This is a genomic window from Streptomyces caatingaensis (assembly GCF_001187435.1).
GTDB lineage: Bacteria > Actinomycetota > Actinomycetes > Streptomycetales > Streptomycetaceae > Streptomyces > Streptomyces caatingaensis.
Genome location: NZ_LFXA01000013.1, coordinates 43698 through 66637, shown reverse-complemented (window position 1 = coordinate 66637; position 22940 = coordinate 43698). Strand labels below are relative to the sequence as shown.

Below are 22940 nucleotides of genomic sequence, written 5' to 3'. Positions count from 1 at the left end.
CGTTCCGTCCGGCCGCGTCCGGCCGCTAGCGCGCGGGCTGTCCGAGGCCGTCGCTCTGGTGGATCCACAGGGTGGCGCGCGGGTCCGCGTAGGGCGCCCGGGTGCGGGTGCTGTCGTGTCCGCACCGCAGGCTGACGGTCGTCGGGCCCGTGCCGGAGAAGGCGCCCTGGACGGTGACGGAGGCCGCGTAGACCCCGCTGCCCGCGCCCGTGGCGGAGTTGCCGATCATCGTGGTGGCCCCGCCGATGACGGTCTCGCCCGCGTAGAGGGTGCAGCGGGTGTAGTCGCTCGGTTCCCAGCTGACGAGCGTCGCGGTGGCGGAGACCACCCACGAACCGCCGGACACCGTCTCGGAGACGACCGTCGTGGGCACTCCGCCCGTGGCGCTCAGCAGGACCGTGGACGGGGTCTGTCTCACCACGTCCTGCGAGGACACCAGGTGCGGCCGCGCCACCGCGGAGGTGCCGCCGGCGCCCGCCGACGCCGTCGAGGCCGTCAGGAGACCGCCGGCCACCAGGCCGCCGGCCGCCACCGCCGCCATCAGCCGGGAGGACTTCCTCATGGCTTCCGTTCCCTTCGCTCGGAGGAGGGTACGCGTGCCGTGCGCGCCGCAGGATGCTGGGCGGGGGAGCGGGGGGACAGGCGCAGTCAGGCCGATCGCCGGCGCGGACAATTACGGTGGGAAGCGCCGAACTCGCCTGCCGGTGGGAGGACTTCGCGGGGTCGGCCCCCTTGGCAGCCGGCAGTGCCATGTGAAATGGTACTGGCCGTGTCCCCGACAAGACCCCCGGACGTCATCGTCGTCGGCGCGGGAGCGGTCGGCGCGGCCTGCGCCTACCACGCGGCCCGGGCCGGGCTCTCCGTCACCGTCGTCGACCGCGGCCCCGTGGCCGGCGGCACCACCGGCGCCGGTGAGGGCAACCTCCTGGTGTCCGACAAGGAACCCGGCCCCGAACTCCACCTAGCCCTTCTCTCCACGGACTTGTGGCGTGAACTGGCGGACGCGCTGCCGCCGGACATCGAGTACGAGGCCAAGGGCGGCCTCGTCGTCGCCCCCGACGCCGGCCGCCTCGACGCCCTGCGCGCCCTCGCCGCCGCCCAGTCCGCCGCCGGAGCGGAGGCCCGCCCCGTACCGGCCGCGGCCCTGCGCGACCTGGAACCGCACCTCGCCCCCGGACTCGCCGGCGGCGTCCACTACCCCCAGGACGCCCAGGTCATGCCCGCCCTCGCCGCGGCCCGCCTGCTGCGGGCCTCCGGCGCCGCCCTGCGCCTCGGCGAGGAGGTCACCGCCCTGCTCACCACCGCGGCGGGCCGGGTCCGCGGCGTCCGCACGACCCGCGGCGACCTCCACGCCCCCTGTGTCGTCAACGCCGCCGGGGCGTGGGCCGGTTCGCTCGGCCGCGCCGCCGGCGCCGGGCTTCCCGTCCGGCCCCGGCGCGGCTTCGTCCTCGTCACCGAACCGCTGCCGCGCGTCGTCCGCCACAAGGTGTACACCGCCGACTACGTCGCCGACGTGGCCGCCGACACGGCCGCCCTGCGCACCTCCACCGTGGTCGAGGGCACCGCCGCCGGCCCCGTCCTCGTCGGCGCCAGCCGCGAACTCACCGGCTACGACCGTACATTGTCGCTCCCCGCCCTGCGCCGCCTCGCCGCCGGGGCCGTCGCCCTGTTCCCCGTACTCGCCGGGGTGCGCGCCCTGCGGACCTACGCCGGCTTCCGTCCCTGCCTCCCCGACCGCCTGCCCGCCATCGGCCCCGACCCCCGCCTGCCCGGCCTCGTCCACGCCTGCGGACACGAAGGCGCGGGCATCGGCCTCGCCCCCGCCACCGGCCTGCTCGTCACCCGCGCCCTCACCGGCGGCGAACTCCCCGCCTGGGCCCGGGCGTTCCGCCCCGAGCGCTTCGCCACCGCACCGAAGGAGCCCCGCCCTGAAACGCCGACCCCACCGCGCTGAACCGCCCGCCCCCTTCACCGTCACCTTCGACGGCCGCCCCCTGCCCGCCCTGCCCGGACAGTCGCTCGCCGCCGCCCTGCGCTCCGCCGGCGTCCTCGCCTGGCGCACCACCCGCACCGGCGGCGCCCCGCGCGGCGCCTTCTGCGGCATCGGCCACTGCTTCGAATGCCTCGCCACCGTCAACGGACGACCCAACCGCCGCCTGTGCCTGCTGCCCGCCCGCCCCGGCGACGCCGTCACCACCCAGGAGGGAACCGGCCGTGCCGACCTCGCCGTCTGACGCGCGCGACCTCGCGATCGTCGGCGCCGGACCCGCCGGACTGTCCGCCGCCGCCACCGCGGCCCGCCTCGGACTGACCGTCACCCTGCTCGACGCCGCCCCGCGCCCCGGCGGCCAGATCCGCCGCCACCCCGCACCCGGACTGCGCACCGGACCACCGGACCCGTCCCTCCGCCGCGCCCAACTCCACCCGCTCGTACGCCACTTGCCCCGCCACCACGTGTGGAGCGCCGCCCGCGGGGAAACGGGACTGTGGACCGTCCACGCCGTCACCGGCGACGACGGGGACGGCGAACGACCGGTACGCGTCACCGCACGCGCCCTGCTCCTCGCCACCGGCGCCCACGAACGCCACCTCCCCTTCCCCGGCTGGACCCTGCCCGGGGTCGTCGGCGCGGGCGGCGCCCAGGCCATGCTCAAGAGCGACCTCGTCCTGCCCGGCCGGCGCGTGGTCGTCGCCGGCAGCGGACCGCTGCTCCTCGCCGTGGCCTCCTCGCTCGCCGCCGCCGGCGCCCGCGTCCCCGCCGTCGTCGAGGCCGCCGGCTACCTCCGCTACGCCCGCCGGCCCGCCGCCCTCGCCGCCGACCCCCGCAAACTCGCCGAGGGCGCCGCCCACCTGGCCGCCCTGCTGCGCCACCACGTCCGCCTCCTCACCCGCAGCGCCGTCACCGCCGCCCACGGCACCGACCGCGTCGAGGCCGTCACCGTCACCCGCCTCGGCCCCGACTGGCGCCCGCTGCCCGGCACCGCGCGCCGCCTGCCCTGCGACGCCCTCGCCGTCGGCCACGGACTCGTCCCGCAGACCGACCTGGCCACCACCCTCGGCTGCGCCACCCGCCGCACCGCCGACGGCACCTTCGCCCTCCTGCTCGACGACGACCTGGAGACCACCGTGCGCGGCGTCTGGGCGGCGGGCGAGAGCGCCGGCGTCGCGGGCGAACGCGCCGCGCTCGCCGAGGGCGAACTCGCCGCCCGCGCCGTCGCCCGCCGCCTCGGCCGCCCCGCCGCCCTCAGCCCCGCCCTGCGCCGCCGCCGCGCCCGGCTGCGCGCCTTCGCCGACGCCATGACCGCCGTCCACGCCCCCGGCCCCGGCTGGACCGGCTGGCTCCCCGACGCCACCGAGGTGTGCCGCTGCGAGGAGGTCACCGCCGGCCGCGTCCGCGCGGCCGTCCGCGACCTCGGCGCCCGCGACGCACGCACCGTCAAACTCCTCACCCGGGCCGGCATGGGCTGGTGCCAGGGACGCACCTGCGGACAGGCCGTCGCCCGGCTCACCGCCCCCGACGGGCGGCCCGCCGCCCCCGAACGCCGCCCGTTCGCCGTCCCCGTCACCCTCGGGACGCTCGCCGCCCTCGACGACACACCCCACGGGAAGGAACCGCGATGAGCACCACCTCCTGGACCCGGCAGCATCCCTGGCGCGGCGTCATGGTCGCCACCGCCCTGCCGCTGCGCGACGACCTCTCCGTCGACCACGACGCCTACGCCGCCCACGTGCGCCACCTCCTCGACCAGGGCTGCGACGGCGTCGTCCCCAACGGCTCGCTGGGGGAGTACCAGTCCCTCACCGCCGACGAACGCGCCCGCGTGGTGCGCACCGCCGTCGAGGCGGCCGGCGACGGCGCCCGCGTCATGCCGGGCGTCTCCGCGTACGGCGCCGCCGAGGCCCGCCGCTGGGCCGAGCACGCCGCCGAGGCGGGCTGCGGCTCCGTCCTGCTGCTGCCGCCCACCGCCTACCGGGCCGACGACCGCGCCGTGCTCGCCCACTACGCCGCCGTCGCCGCCGCCGGACTGCCCGTCGTCGCCTACAACAACCCCACCGACACCCGCACCGACCTCACCCCCGCCCTCCTCGCCCGCCTCCACGACGCGGGTCACATCACCGCCGTCAAGGACTTCAGCGGCGACGTCCGCCGCGCCTGGGAACTGGCCGAACAGGCCCCCGGGCTCGACCTGCTGGCCGGCGCCGACGACGTCCTGCTCGAACTGGCCCTCGCCGGCGCCAAGGGCTGGATCGCCGGATACGCCAACGCCTTCCCCGCCGACTGCGCCGCCCTCTACCGCGCCGCCGTCGCCGGTGACCTGGAGACGGCCCGGCCGCTGTACGCCGCGCTGCACCCGCTGCTGCGCTGGGACTCCCGCACCGAGTTCGTCCAGGCCGTCAAGCTGTCCATGGACCTCACCGGCCGGCCCGGCGGGCCCGTACGGCCCCCGCGCCTGCCGCTCACCGCCGAGGCGGCGGCCGCCGTGCGCGCCGCCACCAAGAAGGCCGTCGCCGACGGCCGCCGCTGAACGGGGGGACGATGCGCAGCCGTCACGTCCTCCACGCCGTCGACTCCCACACCGAGGGCATGCCCACCCGCGTCGTCACCGGCGGCGTCGGCACGATCCCCGGCGCCACCATGGCCGAACGCCGGCTCCACTTCATCGAGCACCTGGACCACCTGCGCACCCTGCTCATGTACGAGCCGCGCGGCCACGCCGCCATGAGCGGCGCGATCCTGCAACCGCCCACCCGGCCCGACGCCGACTGGGGCGTGCTCTACATCGAGGTCTCCGGGGTCCTCCCGATGTGCGGACACGGCACCATCGGCGTCGCCACCGTCCTCGTCGAGACCGGCATGGTGCCCGTCACCGAACCCGTCACCACCGTCCGCCTCGACACCCCCGCCGGACTCGTCACCGTGGACGTCCGCGTCCAGGACGGTGCCGCCCGCGCCGCCACCTTCACCAACGTCCCCGCCTACTGCGCCGCCCTCGACCGCACCGTCGACGTCCCCGGATACGGCACCGTCCCCTACGACCTCGCCTACGGCGGCAACTTCTACGCCTTCGTCGAACTCGACGCCCTCGGGCTGCCGTTCGACCGCAAGCGCAAGGACGACCTGCTCGCCGCCGGGCTCGCCGTCATGGACGCCGTCAACGCCGCCGACCGGCCCGTCCACCCCGAACAGCCCGAGATCAACGGCCTCAAACACGTCTACCTCGCCGCCCCCGGCTCCGACGCCCGCCACTCGCGGCACGCCATGGCCATCCACCCCGGCTGGTTCGACCGCTCCCCGTGCGGCACCGGCACCTCCGCCCGCATGGCCCAGCTGCACGCGCGCCACCTCCTGCCGCTGGGCCGCGACTTCGTCAACGAGTCCTTCACCGGCACCCGCTTCACCGGCCGCCTCGTCGCCGGCACCACCACCGGCGGGCTCCCCGCCGTCGTCCCCACCGTCACCGGGCGCGCCTGGATCACCGCCACCGCCCAGTACCTCCTCGACCCGGACGACCCCTTCCCCGGAGGCTTCCTGCTGTGACCACCGTCGTCTCCCACAACCCGGCCGACCCCGGCGACCGCGTCGTCACCACGGCCGCCGCCGGGGCCGCCGCCACCGCCCGTGCCGTGGAACGCGCCCGCACCGCCCAGGCCGCCTGGGCCGCCGGCGGCGCCACCGCCCGCAGCGCCGCGCTCGCCCGCGCCGCCACCGCGATCGAGGACGCCGCCGACGACCTCGCCGCCCTCACCGTCCGCGAGGTCGGCAAACCCCTCACCGAGGCCCGCGCCGAGGCCGCCCGCACCGCCGCCATCTGGCGCTACTACGCCCAGTTCCCCTACGGGCCCGCCGGCGCCGTCCACGAGAGCGCCGACGGCGCCGGCCTGCTGCTCACCCGCCGCCGCCCGCACGGCGTCGCCGGCCTCGTCACGCCCTGGAACTTCCCGCTGGCCATCCCCGGCTGGAAGGCCGCCCCCGCGCTCGCCGCCGGCAACGCCGTCGTCCTCAAACCCGCCCCGCAGGCCACGGCCTGCGCCCTGCTCCTCGCCGAAACCCTCCGACGGGCCCTGCCCGACGGGCTGTTCACCGTCGTCCCCGGCGGCGTAGAGGAGGGCAGCGCCCTGACCGGCACCGCCGACGCCGTCTCCTTCACCGGCTCGACCGCCGCCGGCGCCGCGGTCGTCGCCGCCGCCACCGCGCGCGGCGTCCCCGTCCAGGCGGAGACCGGCGGGCTCAACGCGGCGATCGTCCTCCCGGACGCCGACATCGCCCGCGCCGCCGCCCACATCGCGACCGCCCTCGCCGGGTACGCCGGCCAGAAGTGCACCGCCACCGGCCGCGTCATCGCCGTCGGCACGGCGCTGGAACCCCTGCGCGCCGCGCTCGCCGAGGAGCTGGGGAAGCTCCCCGTCGGCGACCCGGCCGACCCGGCGACCGTCTGCGGACCGCTGATCTCCCGCGACGCCCGCGACCGCGTCCGCGAGGCCGCCGCCGGCCTGCCCGTCGTCGCCGCCGGCACCGCGCCCGGCGGGCCCGGCTGGTACACCGCCCCCGTCCTGGTCGAGGCGCCGGACGGCCACCGGCTGCTGCGCGAGGAGGTGTTCGGGCCCGTCGCCGCCCTGCTGCCCGCCCGCGACCTCGACGAGGCCGTCCGCCTCGGCAACGCGGTGCCCCACGGGCTCGTCACCTCCGTCCACACCGCCGGGCTGGACAGCGTGCTGCACGCCCTCGACCGGCTCGACACCGGCATGATCCGCGTCAACGCCCCTTCCACGGGCGTCGACTTCCACCTGCCCTTCGGCGGGACCAAGACCTCCGGCCACGGACCGCGCGAACAGGGCCGCACCGCCCTGGAGTTCTACACCGCGAGCCGCACCTACACCCTCGCCCCGGCGGCCGGAAGGACAACGTGACATTGTACGCTGGGACTTCGCCGGCACACGGAGGGAAGTCCATGGGGCGACTGCAGCGCCGCGCACCGATCACCGCCACGGAACGCCTGCGCGACCAGGTGGCGCACGCCCTGCGGGCCGCCCTGATCTCCGGTGAACTCCGGCCGGGCGAGGTCTACTCGGCGCCCGGCCTCGCCGAGGACTTCGGCATCTCCGCCACCCCCGTGCGCGAGGCGATGCTCGACCTGGCGCGCGAGGGCCTCGTCGAGCCCGTCCGCAACAAGGGCTTCCGCGTCACCGAGGTCGACGAGCGCGACCTCGACCAGTACACCGAGATCCGGCTGCTCATCGAGGTCCCGATGACCGGCCGGATCACCCGCACCGCGGCCCGCGCGGACCTGGAGGCCCTCCGCCCCGTCGCCGAGGAGATCGTGCGCGCCGCCCGCGACCACGACCTCATCGGCTACCTGGAGGCCGACCGCCGCTTCCACCTCACCCTCCTCGGCCTCGCCGGCAACGAACGCCTGGTGGAAACCGTCGGCGACCTGCGCAAGCGCTCCCGCCTCTACGGCCTGACCGGCCTGGACGAGCGCGGCGAACTCATCCCCTCCGCCGAGGAACACCTCGAACTCCTGGAGCTGATGCTCGCGGGCGACGCGCAGGCCGCCGAGGCGTGCATGACCCGGCACCTGGGGCATGTGCGCTCGCTGTGGGCGCGGGACTGAGGGGCGCCGACGTCCCGCCGGCGCGACGGGGGTTCAGCGCATGGCGTCGCGCACCTTCGCGGTGTCCACGAACTGCTCTCCACGAGCGGGAAGCCGGCCATCTCGGTCCACTCCACGTCCGGGGCGAGGGTGGCCCGCAGGGCGTCGAGGTCGCCGGCGGCCGAGGCGAGGTACTGGCGGCGCACCACGTCGGCCGGGGCGGGGGGCGTCGGCGGTCCACACGTGCTCGTGCGGGAAGAGCAGGACGCCGCCGAGGGTCGCCCGGTGTCCGGCCTGCCACAGGTAATGGCGGTCGGGCAGGGCCTCGGGGCCGCCCCTGACCTCGAAGCGGCGGCCCTCCAGCTCCAGAAAAGCGCATCACCTGAGTCAGGGGCCCGGCCCTGCGCCCTCCGCGCGCCGGGCGGCGGCGCACAAGAGGAGGGAGTCGCACCGGACAGACCCTAAGGTTGTCGTCCTGACCATTGTTCCGAATCACGAACGGCAGTGCGCGCACGACCGCTCTCGTGAGGCCAGCAGAAAGGCGGTCCTGCGGTGGAGGCTCCGCGCGTCCGGTTCAAGGTGCTCGGGCCCCTGGAGGTCGTCGCCGACGGCCGTGCCCTGCCGCTCGGCGGATCGAAGCAGCGGACCCTGCTGGCCACCCTGCTCCTGCACGCCAACACCCCCGTCCCCGGGGAGCGCCTGTGCGACGCCCTGTGGGGCGAGCACCCCCCGGCGTCCGCCCAGGCCAACATCCGCAACTACGTCGCCGCGCTGCGCAGGGTGCTCAACCGGGCAGCCGGGGAGGAGCGGTTGAGCATGGGGCACCGCGGCTACGAACTCCGCGTCCACCCCGGCGAATTGGACCTCGACACCTTCGAGGACCTGACCGGACGCGGCCGCGAGGCCCTCGCCGCCGGCGAACACCGCGCCGCCGCCGCCCGGCTGGGACAGGCCCTGGACCTCTGGCGCGGCGACGCCTTCGACCGCGTCGCCCACCACGAGGCCCTCCACATCGAGGCCGCCCGCCTGGAGGAAGCCCGGCTCGTCGCCTTCGAGGGCCACGCCGAGGCCCGCCTCGCGCTCGGCCAGCACCTCGAAGCCGTCGCCCCCCTCCAGGCCCAGACGGCCCGTCACCCGCTGCGCGAGTCCCTGTGGGCCAAGCTGATGCTCGCCCAGTACCGCTGCGGCCGCCCCGGCGACGCCCTCGCCTCCTACACCCGCGCCCGCACCGCCCTCCGCGACGAGCTCGGCCTGGAACCCGGCACCGAACTGCGCCGCCTGCACCGCGCCATCCTCACCCGCGACCCCGCCCTCGGCCGCACCCCCGCCCCCGTACCCCCCGCCCGCACCGCCCCCGCCTGGCGCACCGTCAGCCAACTCCCCCTCGACACCCCCGACTTCACGGGGCGACACCTCGTCATGTCCCGCGCCGCCGCCCTCCTGGAGCCGGCCGCCGGCGCGGCCCACGCCCCCTCACCGGCCACCACCCCCGTCGTCGTCCTCACCGGACCCTCCGGCACCGGCAAGACCGCCCTCGCCACCCGCATCGCCCACCTGCTGCGCCACGCCTTCCCCGACGGCCAGCTCTTCCTGCGCCTCGACGGCGCGCGCGGCACCCGCCGCCCGCCCGGCGCCCTCCTCTCCGACCTGCTCCTCAGCCTCGGCGTCGCCGGCTCCTCCCTGCCCGAGGCGACCGTCGACCGCGCCGCCATGTTCCGCTCGCTGCTGTGCGGCCGTCAGGTCCTGCTCGTGCTCGACGACGCCCGCGACGCCGCCCAGATCCGCCCCCTGCTGCCCGGCTCCTCCCGCAGCGCCGTCCTGGTCACCAGCACCACCCGGCTCGACGGACTGGACGGCGCCCACCTCGTCGACGTCCCCCCGCTCGACGACGAGGAGGCCCAGGCCCTGCTCCGCCGCCTCACCGACTGCCGCCGCCTGGACGCCGAACCCGACGCCACCCGGCGGCTGCTGACCGCCTGCGCCGGCCTCCCGCTCGCCCTGCGCGTCGCCGGGGCACGACTCGCCGCCCACCCCGACCTGCCCCTCGCCGCCCTCGCGGACGCGCTCCACGCCGCACGGCACGACGGCGCCGTACCCGCCGCGGCCGCCGCCGGCTACCAGGGCCTCGGCCCCGACGCCGCCTGGGCCTTCCGCGCCCTCGGCCTGCTGCCCTCGCCCGAGTTCCCCGGCTGGGTCCTCGCCGCCCTGCTCGACGAACCCGACACCGACCTCCTCGCCGACGCCCTGCTCGACGCCCACCTGATACAGGTCTGCGCCATCGACGCCCAGGGCCAGCCCCGTTACCGCATGCACGACGCCCTCCACGCCCACGCCGCCGAACGCGCCCTCGCCGAGGAACCCCCCGCCTGGCGCCGCGCCGCCGTCGCCCGCGTCCTCGACGGCTGGCTCCTGCGGCTGCGCACGGCCGGCGACCGCCTCGTCCGCGGCGGCCCCGCCGACCTCCTCCGGGGCGGCACCGTCGACCCGTTCGGCTGGCTGGAGAGCGAACGCACCAACCTCGTCACCGCCGTCGAGTTCGCCGCCGACTCCGGCTACGGCGCCCAGGCGGCCGCCCTCGCCGCCGCCATGGAGAACGTCTGCCACCTGCGCAACTGGTGGGACGAGTGGGAGCGTGTCGCCCGGGCCGCCCGCGAGCGCGCCACCGCCGACGACGACCCCGTCGCCGCCGCCGTCGCCCAGGGCTCCCTGGCTCGCGCCGCCGCGGCCCGCGGCCGCGTCGACGACGCGGCCGGCCGCTTCGCCGCCGCCATCGACCAGCTCGACGCACTGGGGGAGGAGCGCCACGCCGCGCTGCTGCGCGTCCACCGCAGCTTCGCCCTCGCCGACCGCGGCATGGCCGAACTCGCCTACGAGGACGCCGCGTCGGCCGCCGCCGTCCTCGAACGCCTCGGCGACGCACACGGCCGCGTCACCGCCCTGCGCAGCCTCGGCTACGCCCTGGTGTGCCGGCAGCGCGAGGCCGAGGCCATCGAGGCCGGGGAGGCCGCCCTGGCCGCGGCCGAACGCCTCGGGCATCCGCTGCTGTTGGCCGACGTCCTCCAACTCCTCGCCGTCGCCGAGATCGGCCACGGCCGCTTCGGCCGCGCCGCGCGCCATCTGCACCGGGCCCTCGCCGAGTACCGGTTGCTGCGGCACCGGCCCGGCGAGGCGTACACCCTCCTGACCATGGGCCGGCTCCACGTCGGCCTCGGGCCCGACCAGGCCCCGCGGGCGCTCGGGCCGCTCGGTGAGGCGGTGGCGGTCTTCACGGAGCTGGGGGAGCTGCGCGGCGAGGCGCTCGCCCACTACTGGCTCGGCCGCACCCACGCGGCTCTGGGGGATGCGGGGCGTGCCGCGGGGCACTTCGGTGAGGGGCTCGCCGGTTTCCGGCGGCTCCGGATGCCGGTCTGGACCGAGCGGGCCCGGCTGGAACTGGACGCGGCCCGGTCGGCGGTGGCGTCGATGAGCGCGTCCTGACGCCCCGTCGGGGTGCCCCCGCCGGGGGAGGGCCCGGGCACAGCACCCCCCGCCCACCGCCATATGCGTTTCTCATGCGCCCGCGCACCACCGTGGATCCCAGTCCACGAAGGGAGGCGCGGTGTCCGATCACGCCGCACCCGATACCGCCGCACGCATCGTCCACGAGATCCTGGCCCACCAGCGCAGAACGCGCGACGCCGGCTGCGACGGCGACATCTGCCCGAAGTGCGCCGCACATCACCTGGACGCGGTCCGGCAGGCCGTCGAGAGCGGCCGGCCCATCGAGTTCGTCCTGCCGGCGTTCCCCACGAAGTCCCCCAACCCGGCCAAGGTCCTGGGCCCCCTGCCCGACCTGGCCGAGGAACTCGCCCTGCGGTTCCTCGACTCGCTCGGCGAGCGCATCGCCGCGCTCCACGAGCCCGGGGCCGTCATCCGCATCTGCTCCGACGGCCGGGTCTTCAACGACCTCCTCGGCGTCCCCGACCACGACGTCACCGCCTACGTCACCGGCATCGACCGCATGATCAAGGACATCGGGGCGCGGCACCTGCGGCAGTTCACCCTCGACGACGTCCACCCCGGCTCCACCCACGAGGGCATGCGCGACCTGCTCTCCACCGGCTACGCCCCGACCCTCGACGCCCTGCGCGAGGAGGTGCGGGCGGGCGGCGCCCCGCTCGCCATGTACCGGGGCATCACCCGCTTCATGCTGGAGGACCTGTCCGGCCCGCAGTGGACCGGCACCCGCTCCGCCCTCCAGCGCAAGTGCCGCGACCTGGCCTACCGCGTCATCCAGCGCAGCCGCGCCTGGGGCGACCTGCTCCTGGAGCTGTTCCCCGCCGCGGTGCGCCTGTCGATCCACCCCCAGCCCTGCTCCACGGGGAAGATCGGCATCCTGCTCGCCGACACCCCCGACGCCTGGCTCACCCCCTGGCACAGCGTCGTGGTCGACACCGGCGACGGCTTCACGCTGATGAAGCGCGCCGAGGCCGAGGCGGCCGGAGCCGTGCTCCGGCACGTCGACGGCCGCCCCAGCCACTACGTCCTCGCCCCGGCCGCGTCCCGCGCCGCCTGACACCCACCGGAGGAACACCATGAGCACACCGGCCACCGACAGCCGCTGGGCCGTCGAGCCCGTCACCCCGTTCGGCCTCGCCCTGCACGCGACCGTCCCCGGCACGCACGTCCGCGAGGTCCCCGTCGAGGCCCTGCGCGCCCTCGTCCGGGAGCACCACCTCGTCCTCCTGCGCGGCTTCGACTCCTTCGACAGCGCCGGCCAGTTCTCCGCCTACTGCGAGAGCTGGGGCGAGCTCGCCCAGTGGCCCTTCGGCACCGTCCTCGAACTCGTCGAGAAGGAACAGCCCGAGGACCACATCTTCGACTCCAGCTACATGCCCATGCACTGGGACGGCATGTACCGCGACCACATACCCGAGTTCCAGGTCTTCCAGTGCGTCCACGCCCCGGGCGTGGACAACGGCGGAGAGACCACCTTCTCCCACACCCCCCGCGTGCTGGAGCGCACCGACCCGCGCACCGTCGAGCAGTGGGCGCGGGTCACCGGCACCTACCACCGGGCCATGGAGTTCTACGACAGCGTCACCGTCTCGCCGATCGTGACCACCCACCCGGTCACCGGCACCCCGGTCATCCGCTACAACGAACCCACCGCCGCCGACGACCAGGACTTCGTCAACCACCCCGACCTGACGTTCACCGGCCTCGACGACGCCGGCATCGCCGAGGTGCACCGCACCCTGCGGGCCGCCCTCTACGACCCCGAGCACCTCTACGCCCACGCCTGGCAGACCGGCGACCTGGTCTTCACCGACAACTACACGCTGCTGCACGGCCGCAACGCCTTCACCAGCGGCGCCCCCCGCCACCTGCGCCGCGTACAGGTCCACGGCAACCCGCCGCTGGCCAACCCCGGGCTGGTGAAGTGATGAGCACCACCACCAACGCCCTGATGACGGGCGACAGTTACCTGGAGAGCCTGCGCGACGGCCGCAACGTCTTCGTCGACGGCGAGCGCGTCAAGGACGTCACCCGCCACCCCGCCTTCCGCAACTCCGCCCTGTCCGTGGCCCGCCTCTACGACGCGCTCCACGACCCGGCCACCGCCGGCGCCCTCACCGGCGTCGACGAACACGGCATCCGCACCCACAAGTTCTTCAAGCCCAGCCGCTCGGCGGCCGAACTCGCCGAGGCCGGCGAGGCCATCGCCACCTGGGCGCGCATGGGGTACGGATTCCTCGGCCGCACCCCCGAGTACAAGGCCGCCTTCATGTCGGGCCTCGGCGTCAACGCCGACTACTACGGCCCGTACGCGGACAACGCCCGCCGCTGGTACCGCGAGTTCGCGAGCCAGGCGCTCTACCTCAACCACGTCCTCATCAACCCGCCCGTGGACCGCAAGCGGGCCATCCACGACATGGAGGACGTCTTCGTCCACGCCGTGCGCGAGACCGACGCCGGCGTCGTCGTCAGCGGCGCCAAGATGCTCGCCACCGGATCGGCCGTCACCAACGCCGGCTTCGTCGCCCCCGTCGGCTCCGCGGCCCTCGCCCCCGGCAAGGCCGAGGCGTTCGCCCTCGTCTTCCTCGTCCGCATGGACAACCCCGGCGTCAAGCTCATCTGCCGCACCCCGTACGCCAACCGGCACGCCACCCCGTTCGACGCGCCGCTCAGCAGCCGCTTCGACGAGAACGACGCCGTCCTCATCCTCGACGAGGCCCTGATCCCCTGGGAGGACGTCCTCGTCCACCGCGACATCGAGCGCGCCACCGGCTTCTACGCCACCTCCGGATTCGCCAACCTCTACAACTACCAGAACGGGATCCGCCTCGGCGTCAAGCTGGAACTGATGGCCGGCCTCCTCGCCCGCGGCACCCGGGCCAACGGCACCGACGAGTTCCGCGGCGTCCAGGCCGCCCTCGGCGAGGTCATCACCATGCGCCACATGGTCGGCGCCCTCACCTCCGCCATGGCCCACGACCCCGAGCCCGGCAGCGGCGGCACCGTCGTCCCCCGCCTCGAACACGCCTCCGCGATGCGGATGTACAACGCCCAGATCTGGGCCCGCGTCCACGAGATCTTCGAAACCACCCTCGGCGGCGCCCCGCTGGCCGTCCCCTCCAGCGCCCGCGACCTGGCCGACGACGAACTCCGGCCGCTCATCGACCGCTTCTACCGCGGCTCCGACACCAGCGCCCACGACCGGATCAAGCTGCTCAAGCTGTGCTGGGACGCCATCGGCACCGAGTTCGGCGGACGCCACGAACTCTACGAGCGCAACTACTCGGGCAACGGCGAACAGATCCGCCTCGACGCCCTCAAGTGGGCCACCCGGCGCGGCGGACTCGCCCGCTACGAGGCCCTCGTCCAGGAGTGCCTCGACGACTACGACCTCGACGGCTGGCGCAGGGGCCCCTGGGAGACCCCCGCCCCCGGCGACCGCTGACCCCACCGACAACGGAGCAAACCATGTGCGGCATCACCGGATGGGTCGCGTTCTCCCGCGACCTGTCCCAGCAGTCCACGGTCGTCGGCGCCATGACCGACACCCTGGACCACCGCGGCCCCGACGCCCGCGGCCTGTGGCTCGGCACCCACGCCGCCCTCGGCCACCGGCGCCTGTCCATCATCGACCTCGAACACGGCACCCAGCCGATGCCCACCCCCGAGCAGGGCCCCGACGGCCTGCCCCGCGCCGTCATCTCCTACGGCGGCGAGATCTACAACTTCCGCGAGCTGCGCGAGGAACTCACCCTCCTCGGCCACCGGTTCACCACCCGCAGCGACACCGAGGTCGCCCTGCGCGGCTACCTCCAGTGGGGCACGGACCTCGTCCACCGCCTCAACGGCATGTACTCCCTCGCCATCTGGGACACCGCCCGCGAGGAACTCCTCCTCGTCCGCGACCGCCTCGGCGTCAAGCCCCTCTTCTACCACCCCACCGAGGACGGCGTCCTCTTCGGCTCCGAACCCAAGGCCATCCTCGCCAACCCCCTCGCCCGGGCCCGCGCCGGCGCCGAGGAACTCTGCGACGCCCTCCTCTTCCTGCGCACCCCCGGACGCGTCCCCTTCCGCGGCATGCACGAGGTCAAGCCCGGCCACCTGCTGCGCGTCGGCCGCGACGGCATCCGCGAGGAACGCTACTGGGCGCTGGAGGCCCGCCCCCACACCGACGACCTCAAGACCACGATCGCCACCGTCCGCGACCTCCTCGACGACATCGTCCCCCGGCAGATGATCGCCGACGTGCCCCTGGTCTCCCTGCTGTCGGGAGGACTCGACTCCAGCACCGTCACCGCCCTCGCGGCCCGCACCCGCGCCGCCGAAGGCCGCCGACTCTCCACGTTCTCCGTCGACTTCACCGGCCACACCGAGAACTTCCGGGCCGACGCCGTCCGCCCCACCCCCGACGGCCCCTACGCCCGTGAGGTCGCCCGGCACGTCTCCAGCGACCACCACACGATCACCCTCGACCGCGGCCGGCTCCTCGACCCCGCCGTCCGCAAGGCCGTCCTCGGCGCCTGGGACCTCCCGTTCAACTTCGCCGACCTGGACGTCTCCCTCCACCAGCTGTTCGCCGCCGTCCGCGAACACGCCACCGTCGCCCTCTCCGGCGAGGGCGCGGACGAGGTCTTCGGCGGCTACCTCTGGTTCACCGACCCCGGCGCCCGCGCCGCCGAGACCTTCCCCTGGCTCAAGCTCGGCGCCCACCGCGGACTCGACCCCCGCTCGCTGTTCCACCCCTGGTTCATCGACGGCATCGACCTCGCCGAGTACGAGGCCGACCTCTACCGCACCGCCCTCGCCGAAGTGCCGCACCTCGACGGCGAGAACGCCGGGGAACGCCGCACCCGCGAACTCGGCCACCTCACCCTCACCCGCTGGCTGCCCATCCTCCTCGACAAGAAGGACCGCATGGGCATGGCGAGCGGCCTCGAAGGACGCGTCCCGTTCTGCGACCACCGCCTCGTCGAGTACGTCTTCAACGTCCCCTGGGAGATGAAGACCTTCAGCGGCGAGGAGAAGGCCCTGCTCCGCGCGGCCGCCGCCGACCTCCTCCCCGAGTCCGTGCTGCGCCGCAAGAAGGCCGCCTACCCCTCGATCCAGGACCCCGCCTACGACCGGGCCCTGATCACGAGCCTGGCCACCGCCGCCGACGGCGAGGCCGGCGCACCGCTGGCCCCGTTCCTCGACGGCGGCTCCGTCCGCCGCCTCACCGACAAGACCGCCGACGGCAGCCTCTCCGAGTTCGAGCGGATCCTCGTCGAATCCACCGCGCGCATGGACGACTGGCTGCGCACCTACCGAGTCGAACTGACCGATGTGAAGGACTGTTCCGTCCCGGGGGACACCCCCCGGACCCCCGGCCCGAACCACAGGTCCACGGTGTCCGCCGGACCTGTCATGCGAGGTGTATCCGAGTAATGCACGCGATCGAGATCCGCGAGACCGGCGGCCCCGAGGTCCAGCTCTACGTCGAGAAGCCCGACCCCGGGGCACCCGGCGAGGGCCAGCTCCTCGTCGAACTCGCCGCCGCCGGCGTCAACTTCATCGACCTCTACCGCCGCGAGGGCCGCTACCCGCTGCCCGTGCCCTGCGTCCCGGGGGAGGAGGGCTCCGGCACCGTCCTGGCCGTCGGGCCCGGCGTCACCCGGTTCAAGGCCGGCGACCGCGTCGCCTGGACGACCGTCCTCGGCAGCTACGCCACCCGCGTCCTCGTCCCCGAGGACAAGGCCATCGTCGTCCCCGACGACATCGACCTGACCACCGCCGGCGGCGTCCTCGTCCACGGCATGACCGCCCACTTCCTCGCCCACGACTCCTACCCCGCCCGCGAGGGCGAGACCGTCCTCGTCCACGCCGCCGCCGGCGGCGTCGGGCAGCTGCTCGTCCAGATGCTCAAGCGGCGCGGCGTCCGCGTCATCGGCACCGTCTCCACCGAGGAGAAGGAACGGCTCGCCCGCGGCCACGGCGCCGACGAGGTCATCCGCTACACCGAGACCGACGACCTGGCCGGCGAGGTCCGCCGGCTCACCGGCGGCGAGGGCGTCCACGCCGTCTACGACGGCGTCGGCGCCGCCACCTTCGACGCGAGCCTCGACTCCCTGCGCACCCGCGGCACCCTCGTCCTCTACGGCGGCGCCAGCGGCGCCGTGCCGCCGGTCGACGTGATGCGGCTGCTGTGGGGCGGCTCGCTCACCCTCACCCGCCCCTACCTGGAGCACTTCCGGGCCACCACCGAGGAGTTCGAGCGGCGCGCCGGCGAGGTCTTCGCCGGCATCGCCGACGGCACCCTGCGCTTCACCGTCGCCGGCACCTACCCGCTGGCCGAGGCCCACCGGGCGCACACCGACCTCGCCGCCCGCAGCACCACCGGAAAGCTGCTGCTCGTCCCGTAACCACCGCACCCAGCAAGGAGGTTCCGCCATGGGAGACATCGTCGGCGCGGGTCTGCTGTCGCACGCGCCCGTCATCATGTTCCCCGAGAGCGCCCGCACCGAGGCCAACGGGGGCAGCGACTTCACGCTCGCCACCGGCCTCGGGGAACTGCGGCGCGAGGTGTTCGACACCACCGAGCACGACGCCGTCGTCGTCCTCGACTCGCACTGGGCCACCACCACCGAGGCGGTGATCACCGCCCATCCGCGCCGCGAGGGCCTGTTCACCTCCGACGAGATGCCCGCCGCCCTCAGCCGCCTGCCCTACGACCTGCCCGGCGACCCGGAACTGGCCCACGCGGCCGCCCGGCTCGCCGAGGAGCGCGGCGTCTGGCTCCAGGCCAACGACGACCCGTACCTGCCGGTCCACTACGCCACGCTCAACCTCTGGACGTACCTCGGCCGCCCGGACACCCCCTGGCTGTCGGTCTCCGTCTGCCAGACGGCGACCGACGAGGACTTCCTGCGGATCGGCGAGACCCTGGGCGACGCCGTCCGCGCCCTCGACCGCAAGGTGCTGCTCCTCGCCTCCGGCGGCCTCTCCCACCGCTTCCGGCCGCTGGCCGAACTGCGCGACCGCATGGCGGGCGACCCGGCCAACATCGTCACCCCGGAGGCCCGGGAGGCCGACGAACAGCGCCTCGCCTGGCTGGAGGAGGGCCGGCACGACCGCGTGGTCGCCACCATGGCCGACTACCACCGCTTCGCCCCCGAGGCCGGCTTCGGCCACTACCTGATGCTGGCGGGCGCGCTCGGCGGACCGCGCTTCACGGGCAAGGGGCGCCGCTACAGCGCCTACGAGAGCGGGATCGGGACGGGGCAGGCGCACGTCTGGTTCACCGTCTGACACCGCGGGCCGCCGGGCAATCCGCCCGGCGGCCCCTCCTCCCGAGAACCCCCGAAGGAGCGGCATGACCCTCGACCCCCGGCAACTGCGCACCTGCCTGGGCCACTTCGCGACCGGCGTCACCGTCGTCAGCTGCGGGCCCGACGGCGCCCCGCACGGCGCGACGGTCAACTCCTTCACCGCCGTCTCCCTCGACCCGCCGCTGGTGCTGGTCTCGCTGCACCGCGACAGCAAGGCCGCCCGCCTGCTGCCGGGACGGCCCTTCACCGTCAACGTCCTCGCCGGGGAACAGGCCGCCCTCGCCCGGCACTTCGCCGGCCGGGGGAGCGGTGCCGCGCCCCGCTGGATCCCCTCGGGCACCGGACTCGCCCCGCGGCTGGCCGGCTCCCTCGCCACCGTCTCCTGCGCGCCCTGGGCCACCCACGACGGCGGGGACCACCTCCTCTTCCTGGGCCGCGTCGAGGAGTTCGCCGTCCGCCGGGACGCCCGGCCGCTCGTGTTCTACCGGGGCGAGCTCGCGGTCTTCCGGGCGCGCCCCGCCGCGGAGATGATGGATGCCACAGGCATCGTGCGGCGGGGAGGCGACCGGTAGTGGGCGGTACGGGCGGTTTCGGCAAGGGCATCGACACGGCTCAGGCGCGGCTCAAGTGGAACCCCGCACCGCTCGGCGCCACGCCCCACGACCTCGACCTGATCGTCGCCGTCCACGCGACCGGCGACCCGCACGGCGCCCCCGTCCAGCTCGTCCACTTCGGCCGCCGCTCGACCGACGGCACGGTCTCCCTCAACCGGGACAGCCGCACGGGCCAGGGGCTGGGCTGGGACGAGGTGATGACCCTGGAGCTCTCCCGCATGCCGGACACCAGCGGGCGCGTCGTCGTCGGCGCGGCCATCCAGCAGCCGGGCGGCACGACCGTCCGCTTCGCCGACGTCGCCGACCCGCGGGCGCAGATCACCGCCGGGTACGACGTCCTGGCCGAGCAGGACTTCGCGGCGGTCGGCGGCGCGACGGCCGCGACGGTCGGGGAGTTCCTCCGCGACGCGGCCGGGCTGTGGACGTTCCGTCCACTTCTGCGGGGCTTCGACACCGACCCGGTGACGTTCGCGCGGACGATGGGCTCCGTGTGAGGGGTTGCTCCTCCCCGCCCCGCCCTTTCACCGTTTCTCCGGGGGAGCCCCCCTCAGCCCGCATGCGGGGGCTGCGCCCCCTGCCCCCGAAAGCGCCCCCGCGCGGAAGCGCGGCCGGCCCCGGCCCCCTGTACCTTTCGCGCTGGGGCGGGGCTCCGCCCCTGCCCCCCCTGGAACCGTGCTTCGCGCGACTGCGAGGGGCCGGGGGAGGGCGGGGCCGGGCCAGGAACGGAGTCCCGCGCACCCGCCCGGGAAGGCGGTGCCGCGCCGAGGGACGGAGGCCGGCGCGTCGCCGGGAGGGCGGGGACGGGGACTGCCCGGGAGGAAACGGTGAAAGGGCGGGTCGGGGGCGAAATCCGCCCCTCCCGGCCGGAGACGGTACCTTTGGCCACGGACTGGAGGTACGGCCGGTTCGTGACCTGGTCGTTCCGGCTCGTCGGAACAGTCCGGCACGCCCTCCCCCGGAGCTCCACTCCGCCGCTGTTCGGCCGAACAGAGGGCCCCTCCGTGAACGAAGACAGACAAAGACGTCGAGCCATGAACGTTTCTCTCACCGGCGACCGCGCCGGCGACCCCGGCGGCTCCGGGACCGCCACCCGGGTGGGCGTGCTGGTCACCGCCCTGCTGACCGCCTGCATCGCCTTCCAGCTCAACGCCAGCATGCTCAGCCCGGCGCTCAAGAGCATCGAGGACAGCCTGGGGGCCACCTCCGCGGAGATCGGCCTCACCCAGACGGCCTTCTTCACCTCCGCCGCCCTGTTCTCGCTGTTCCTGCCCCGCCTCGGTGACCTCGTCGGCCGCCGCAAGGTGCTGGTCGGGATGCTGGCCCTGATGGCCGTCGGCTGTGTCGTGGCCGCCCTGGCGACGAGCGTGCCGATGCTGTTCGTCGGCCGTGTGATCCAGGGCGCGTCCGGCCCGACCGTGCCGCTGTGCCTGATCATGCTGCGGCAGGAGGTCACCGAGCCCAAGAAGTACGGCACGCTGCTCGGCGTGATCACCGCGGTCAACGGCGGCATCGCCGGCGTGGACTCCCTCGCCGGCGGCTACCTGGCCGACAACCACGGCTTCCAGTCGGTCTTCTGGGCCATGGCCGGCGTGGCGCTGATCGCGACGGTGATGGTCGCGGTCATGACCCCGGAGACCAAGGTCGCGGACGCCCACCGCATGGACTGGCCGGGCGTCGCCATGCTGGTCGTCTCGGTCGGGGCCATGCTCGTCGCGCTCAACGAGGCCGGGAAGCTGGGCGCCGCGAACTGGGCGATGGTCGGCGTCCTCGTCGTCGTGGCAGCGGCCGCGTTCGCCCTGTTCTGGCGGACGGAGGACCGCACGCGCCACCCGCTGGTGTCCACCCACCACCTCAAGCGGCGCGGCACCTGGGCGACCCTGCTGACCACCGTGCTCACCATGACCGGTGTCTTCGCCGTCATGAACGGTCTGATCCCGGCGTTCGCCCAGGACGCCAAGGCCGGTCTGGGCATGAGCGCCGAGCAGTCCGCGTGGTGGACGCTGACGCCGTACGCGCTGGCGGGCCTGGCGATGGGCCCGGTCGCGGGCCGGCTGGCCGCCACCTACGGCTACGGGCGCGTCCTGCGCGCCGGGCTCGTGGGGGCCGTGCTGTCGGTCGTGCTGATGATCGTGACGATTCCGGCGCACTCGCGGGTGATGCTGCTGGTGGCCTCCGTGCTGGTGGGCATCACCTACGCGGGCGTGGCGAACATCGTCCTCAACGGCCTGGGCATCGTCCTGTCCCCGAAGGCCAACCCCGGCTTCCTGCCCGGGCTGAACGCCGGGGCGTTCAACCTCGGCGCGGGCCTGAGCTTCGCGGCGCTGTACGCGGTCAAGACGGCCACGGTGTCCGCCGACACCTCCTCGGCCGAGGGCTACGTCACGGGCATGATCGCCGGTGTGGTGATCCTGGCCGTCGCCTTCGGGACCTCGTTCCTGATCCCCAAGCCCGTCGAGGCCGAGGCGCACGAGGACTGAGCCCCGGAGACCGGGACGGAACGAGCCGGGGGCGGCCCGCGAAGGGCCGCCCCCGGCTCGTTCACGCCGCGGGACACTGCTTCCAGGCGAAGCGGTAGAGGGTGCTGATGTTCCCGTCGGTCGAGTCCATCGCCAGGAAGCTGGTGGTGCGGGCGGTGTCGGAGGTGCCGGCGTCCACCCGCAGCTCGGTGTTGATGTTGAGGAACCGCATGGCCCCGCAGGGCGCGTAGACCAGGGCGTCGATGTCCGTGGAGTCGGACGCCTGCCAGTTGTCGTTGAGCGGGCCCGCGAACGGGTGGTTCACGAACGCCGTCTGCTGCATGCCCTGGAAGTAGTAGTTGGCCCGCTCCAGCCCCGCCGCCCCCTTCTCCAGGTGCGCGAAGCCGCGGTAGTCCGCCCGGGCGACCGCGTAGGTGAACCCCTGCGGCACGTGGACGTTCAGGCTGAGCTGGCAGTTCTTGCGCATGTCCGTGGGCTTGGAGCCGACGCCCACCTGGGCCACGTAGTCACTGTAGGAGACCGTGAAGGCCGTGTTGTCGGGCGAGACGGCCACATTGGCCGTCCCCGCCGGACAGCCGGAGCCGTTCACGGTCACCACGTCGATCACGATCTTGTCGGGCGGGGGCGTGCCGTACGGATCCGCGGCCGCGCCCGGGGCCGGCACCCCGAGCAGCGCCGCCGCCACGGCCGCGGTCATCGCCGGTCTGAGCATGGGTCTCCCTCCCGTACGCTGCGCGGGCGCCGGTCAGGGACACTGCTTCCAGGCGAAGTGGTAGAGGGTGTTGACGCTGCCGTCGGCGGAGTCCATCGCCATGAAGCTGGTCGTGGACGCCGGGTCCGAGGTGCCGGCGCCCACGCGCAGCTCGGTGTTGACGTTGAGGATGCGCTGCGAGCCGCACGGGGCGTAGACGAGCGAGGCGACGTCCGTGGTGTCGGTGGTCTGCCAGTCGTCGCTCAGCGGCCCGGAGAAGCGGTGCGTCTGCGAGGCCGTCTGCGACATGCCCTGGAAGTAGTAGCTCGCCTTCTCCAGGCCCGTCGCCCCGCTCTCCAGGTGCGCGAAGCCGCGGTAGTCGGCCTCGGCGATCGCGTACGTGAAGCCCTGGGGGACGTGGATGTTCAGCCCGAGTTGACAGTTCTTGCGGAAGTCGGTCGGCTTGGAACCGACGCCCACCTGGGCGAGGTAGTTGCTGTACGAGACGGTGAAGGCGGTGTTGTCCGGGGCGACCGCCACCGCCGCCGTACCGGCCGGGCACCCCGAGCCGTTGACCGTCACCACGTCGATCACGATCCTGTCGGGCGGGGGAGTGCCCTGGGGAGCCGCCCCCGCGCCCGGGGCGAAACCGGTCGCCAGGAGCGCCACCGCGGCGCCGCCGGTCACGAGTGGTCTGATCATGGGAACCCCTCCGCTGCTCGGGAATGACGCGGTCATGCCACCACCGAGGCAGGGGCATGTAC

20 protein-coding genes and 1 pseudogene are annotated in these 22940 nt (G+C 74.7%); 17 read left to right on the top strand and 4 right to left on the bottom strand.

Annotation, left to right across the window (positions count from 1 at the left end; genetic code table 11):
* Window positions 1-25: 25 nt before the first annotated feature.
* Entirely contained in the window at window positions 26-562 is a 537-nt protein-coding gene (locus AC230_RS19690; protein ID WP_049717626.1) for a hypothetical protein, read from the bottom strand.
* A 207-nt stretch (window positions 563-769) separates the two neighbouring features.
* Here AC230_RS19690 and AC230_RS19685 point away from each other — a divergent pair, with 207 nt between their 5' ends.
* From AC230_RS19685 to AC230_RS19660, 7 genes are read left to right on the top strand one after another with little or no spacing between them, the layout of a single operon-like run.
* A complete protein-coding gene (locus tag AC230_RS19685) occupies window positions 770-1954 on the top strand; it encodes an NAD(P)/FAD-dependent oxidoreductase (protein WP_241833293.1) in 1185 nt (394 codons plus the stop codon).
* Window positions 1929-2234 (top strand): (2Fe-2S)-binding protein, encoded by a 306-nt coding sequence (locus tag AC230_RS31270; protein WP_078871444.1) that lies wholly within the window; start codon window positions 1929-1931, stop codon window positions 2232-2234. Before AC230_RS19685 ends, AC230_RS31270 begins: the two co-directional genes overlap by 26 nt.
* The gene (locus AC230_RS19680; RefSeq protein ID WP_049717624.1) at window positions 2215-3621 is read left to right on the top strand and encodes an NAD(P)/FAD-dependent oxidoreductase; all 1407 of its coding nucleotides are present in this window, start codon (window positions 2215-2217) and stop codon (window positions 3619-3621) included. Before AC230_RS31270 ends, AC230_RS19680 begins: the two co-directional genes overlap by 20 nt.
* Entirely contained in the window at window positions 3618-4526 is a 909-nt protein-coding gene (locus AC230_RS19675; protein WP_049717623.1) for a dihydrodipicolinate synthase family protein, read from the top strand. The genes AC230_RS19680 and AC230_RS19675 overlap by 4 nt, the downstream gene beginning before the upstream one ends.
* An 11-nt stretch (window positions 4527-4537) precedes the next feature.
* Window positions 4538-5539: a proline racemase family protein gene (locus AC230_RS19670; RefSeq protein WP_049717622.1), complete on the top strand. Its 1002-nt coding sequence runs from the start codon at window positions 4538-4540 to the stop codon at window positions 5537-5539.
* Window positions 5536-6909 carry an aldehyde dehydrogenase family protein gene (locus tag AC230_RS19665; RefSeq protein ID WP_049717621.1) on the top strand — a complete coding sequence of 458 codons (1374 nt, stop codon included), beginning with the start codon at window positions 5536-5538 and terminating at the stop codon, window positions 6907-6909. The genes AC230_RS19670 and AC230_RS19665 overlap by 4 nt, the downstream gene beginning before the upstream one ends.
* Before the next feature lie 41 nt (window positions 6910-6950).
* Window positions 6951-7613, top strand: a complete 663-nt coding sequence (locus tag AC230_RS19660; RefSeq protein ID WP_049717620.1) for a GntR family transcriptional regulator — start codon at window positions 6951-6953, stop codon at window positions 7611-7613.
* Between the two features lie 83 nt (window positions 7614-7696).
* On the opposite strand, the pseudogene AC230_RS33845 reads toward AC230_RS19660, so the two are convergent.
* Window positions 7697-7801: pseudogene (locus AC230_RS33845) on the bottom strand (nuclear transport factor 2 family protein); the annotation flags it as partial.
* A gap of 343 nt (window positions 7802-8144) precedes the next feature.
* Between AC230_RS33845 and AC230_RS19655 the strand changes: the two are divergent.
* The 10 genes from AC230_RS19655 to uriT all read left to right on the top strand — a co-directional run bounded on the left by AC230_RS19655 (window position 8145) and on the right by uriT (window position 21485).
* Entirely contained in the window at window positions 8145-11069 is a 2925-nt protein-coding gene (locus AC230_RS19655; protein ID WP_049717619.1) for an AfsR/SARP family transcriptional regulator, read from the top strand.
* Between the two features lie 121 nt (window positions 11070-11190).
* Complete coding sequence (locus AC230_RS19650; protein ID WP_049717618.1) at window positions 11191-12147, top strand: L-tyrosine/L-tryptophan isonitrile synthase family protein; 957 nt, start codon at window positions 11191-11193, stop codon at window positions 12145-12147.
* A gap of 19 nt (window positions 12148-12166) precedes the next feature.
* Window positions 12167-13018 (top strand): TauD/TfdA dioxygenase family protein, encoded by an 852-nt coding sequence (locus AC230_RS19645; protein WP_049717617.1) that lies wholly within the window; start codon window positions 12167-12169, stop codon window positions 13016-13018.
* Complete coding sequence (locus AC230_RS19640) at window positions 13018-14535, top strand: 4-hydroxyphenylacetate 3-hydroxylase family protein (protein ID WP_049717616.1); 1518 nt, start codon at window positions 13018-13020, stop codon at window positions 14533-14535. The genes AC230_RS19645 and AC230_RS19640 overlap by 1 nt, the downstream gene beginning before the upstream one ends.
* Before the next feature lie 23 nt (window positions 14536-14558).
* The gene (gene asnB, locus AC230_RS19635) at window positions 14559-16514 is read left to right on the top strand and encodes an asparagine synthase (glutamine-hydrolyzing) (RefSeq protein ID WP_078871400.1); all 1956 of its coding nucleotides are present in this window, start codon (window positions 14559-14561) and stop codon (window positions 16512-16514) included.
* Window positions 16514-17488 carry a quinone oxidoreductase family protein gene (locus tag AC230_RS19630; RefSeq protein WP_049717615.1) on the top strand — a complete coding sequence of 325 codons (975 nt, stop codon included), beginning with the start codon at window positions 16514-16516 and terminating at the stop codon, window positions 17486-17488. Before asnB ends, AC230_RS19630 begins: the two co-directional genes overlap by 1 nt.
* Before the next feature lie 28 nt (window positions 17489-17516).
* A complete protein-coding gene (locus AC230_RS19625; RefSeq protein WP_049717614.1) occupies window positions 17517-18374 on the top strand; it encodes a DODA-type extradiol aromatic ring-opening family dioxygenase in 858 nt (285 codons plus the stop codon).
* Window positions 18375-18438: 64 nt separating this feature from the next.
* Window positions 18439-18966 (top strand): flavin reductase family protein, encoded by a 528-nt coding sequence (locus tag AC230_RS19620; RefSeq protein WP_049717613.1) that lies wholly within the window; start codon window positions 18439-18441, stop codon window positions 18964-18966.
* The gene (locus AC230_RS19615) at window positions 18966-19502 is read left to right on the top strand and encodes a TerD family protein (RefSeq protein WP_049717612.1); all 537 of its coding nucleotides are present in this window, start codon (window positions 18966-18968) and stop codon (window positions 19500-19502) included. Before AC230_RS19620 ends, AC230_RS19615 begins: the two co-directional genes overlap by 1 nt.
* A gap of 537 nt (window positions 19503-20039) precedes the next feature.
* Window positions 20040-21485, top strand: coding sequence for a uridine transporter UriT (gene uriT / locus AC230_RS19610; RefSeq protein ID WP_049717611.1), 1446 nt, complete (start codon window positions 20040-20042; stop codon window positions 21483-21485).
* A gap of 61 nt (window positions 21486-21546) precedes the next feature.
* Here the strand turns inward: uriT and AC230_RS19605 are convergent, their stop codons facing one another.
* Together AC230_RS19605 and AC230_RS19600 are read right to left on the bottom strand one after the other, a co-directional pair.
* Complete coding sequence (locus AC230_RS19605) at window positions 21547-22197, bottom strand: DUF4360 domain-containing protein (protein WP_049717610.1); 651 nt, start codon at window positions 22195-22197, stop codon at window positions 21547-21549.
* Window positions 22198-22230: 33 nt separating this feature from the next.
* Window positions 22231-22878: a DUF4360 domain-containing protein gene (locus AC230_RS19600; RefSeq protein WP_049717609.1), complete on the bottom strand. Its 648-nt coding sequence runs from the start codon at window positions 22876-22878 to the stop codon at window positions 22231-22233.
* Between the last annotated feature and the right edge of the window lie 62 nt (window positions 22879-22940).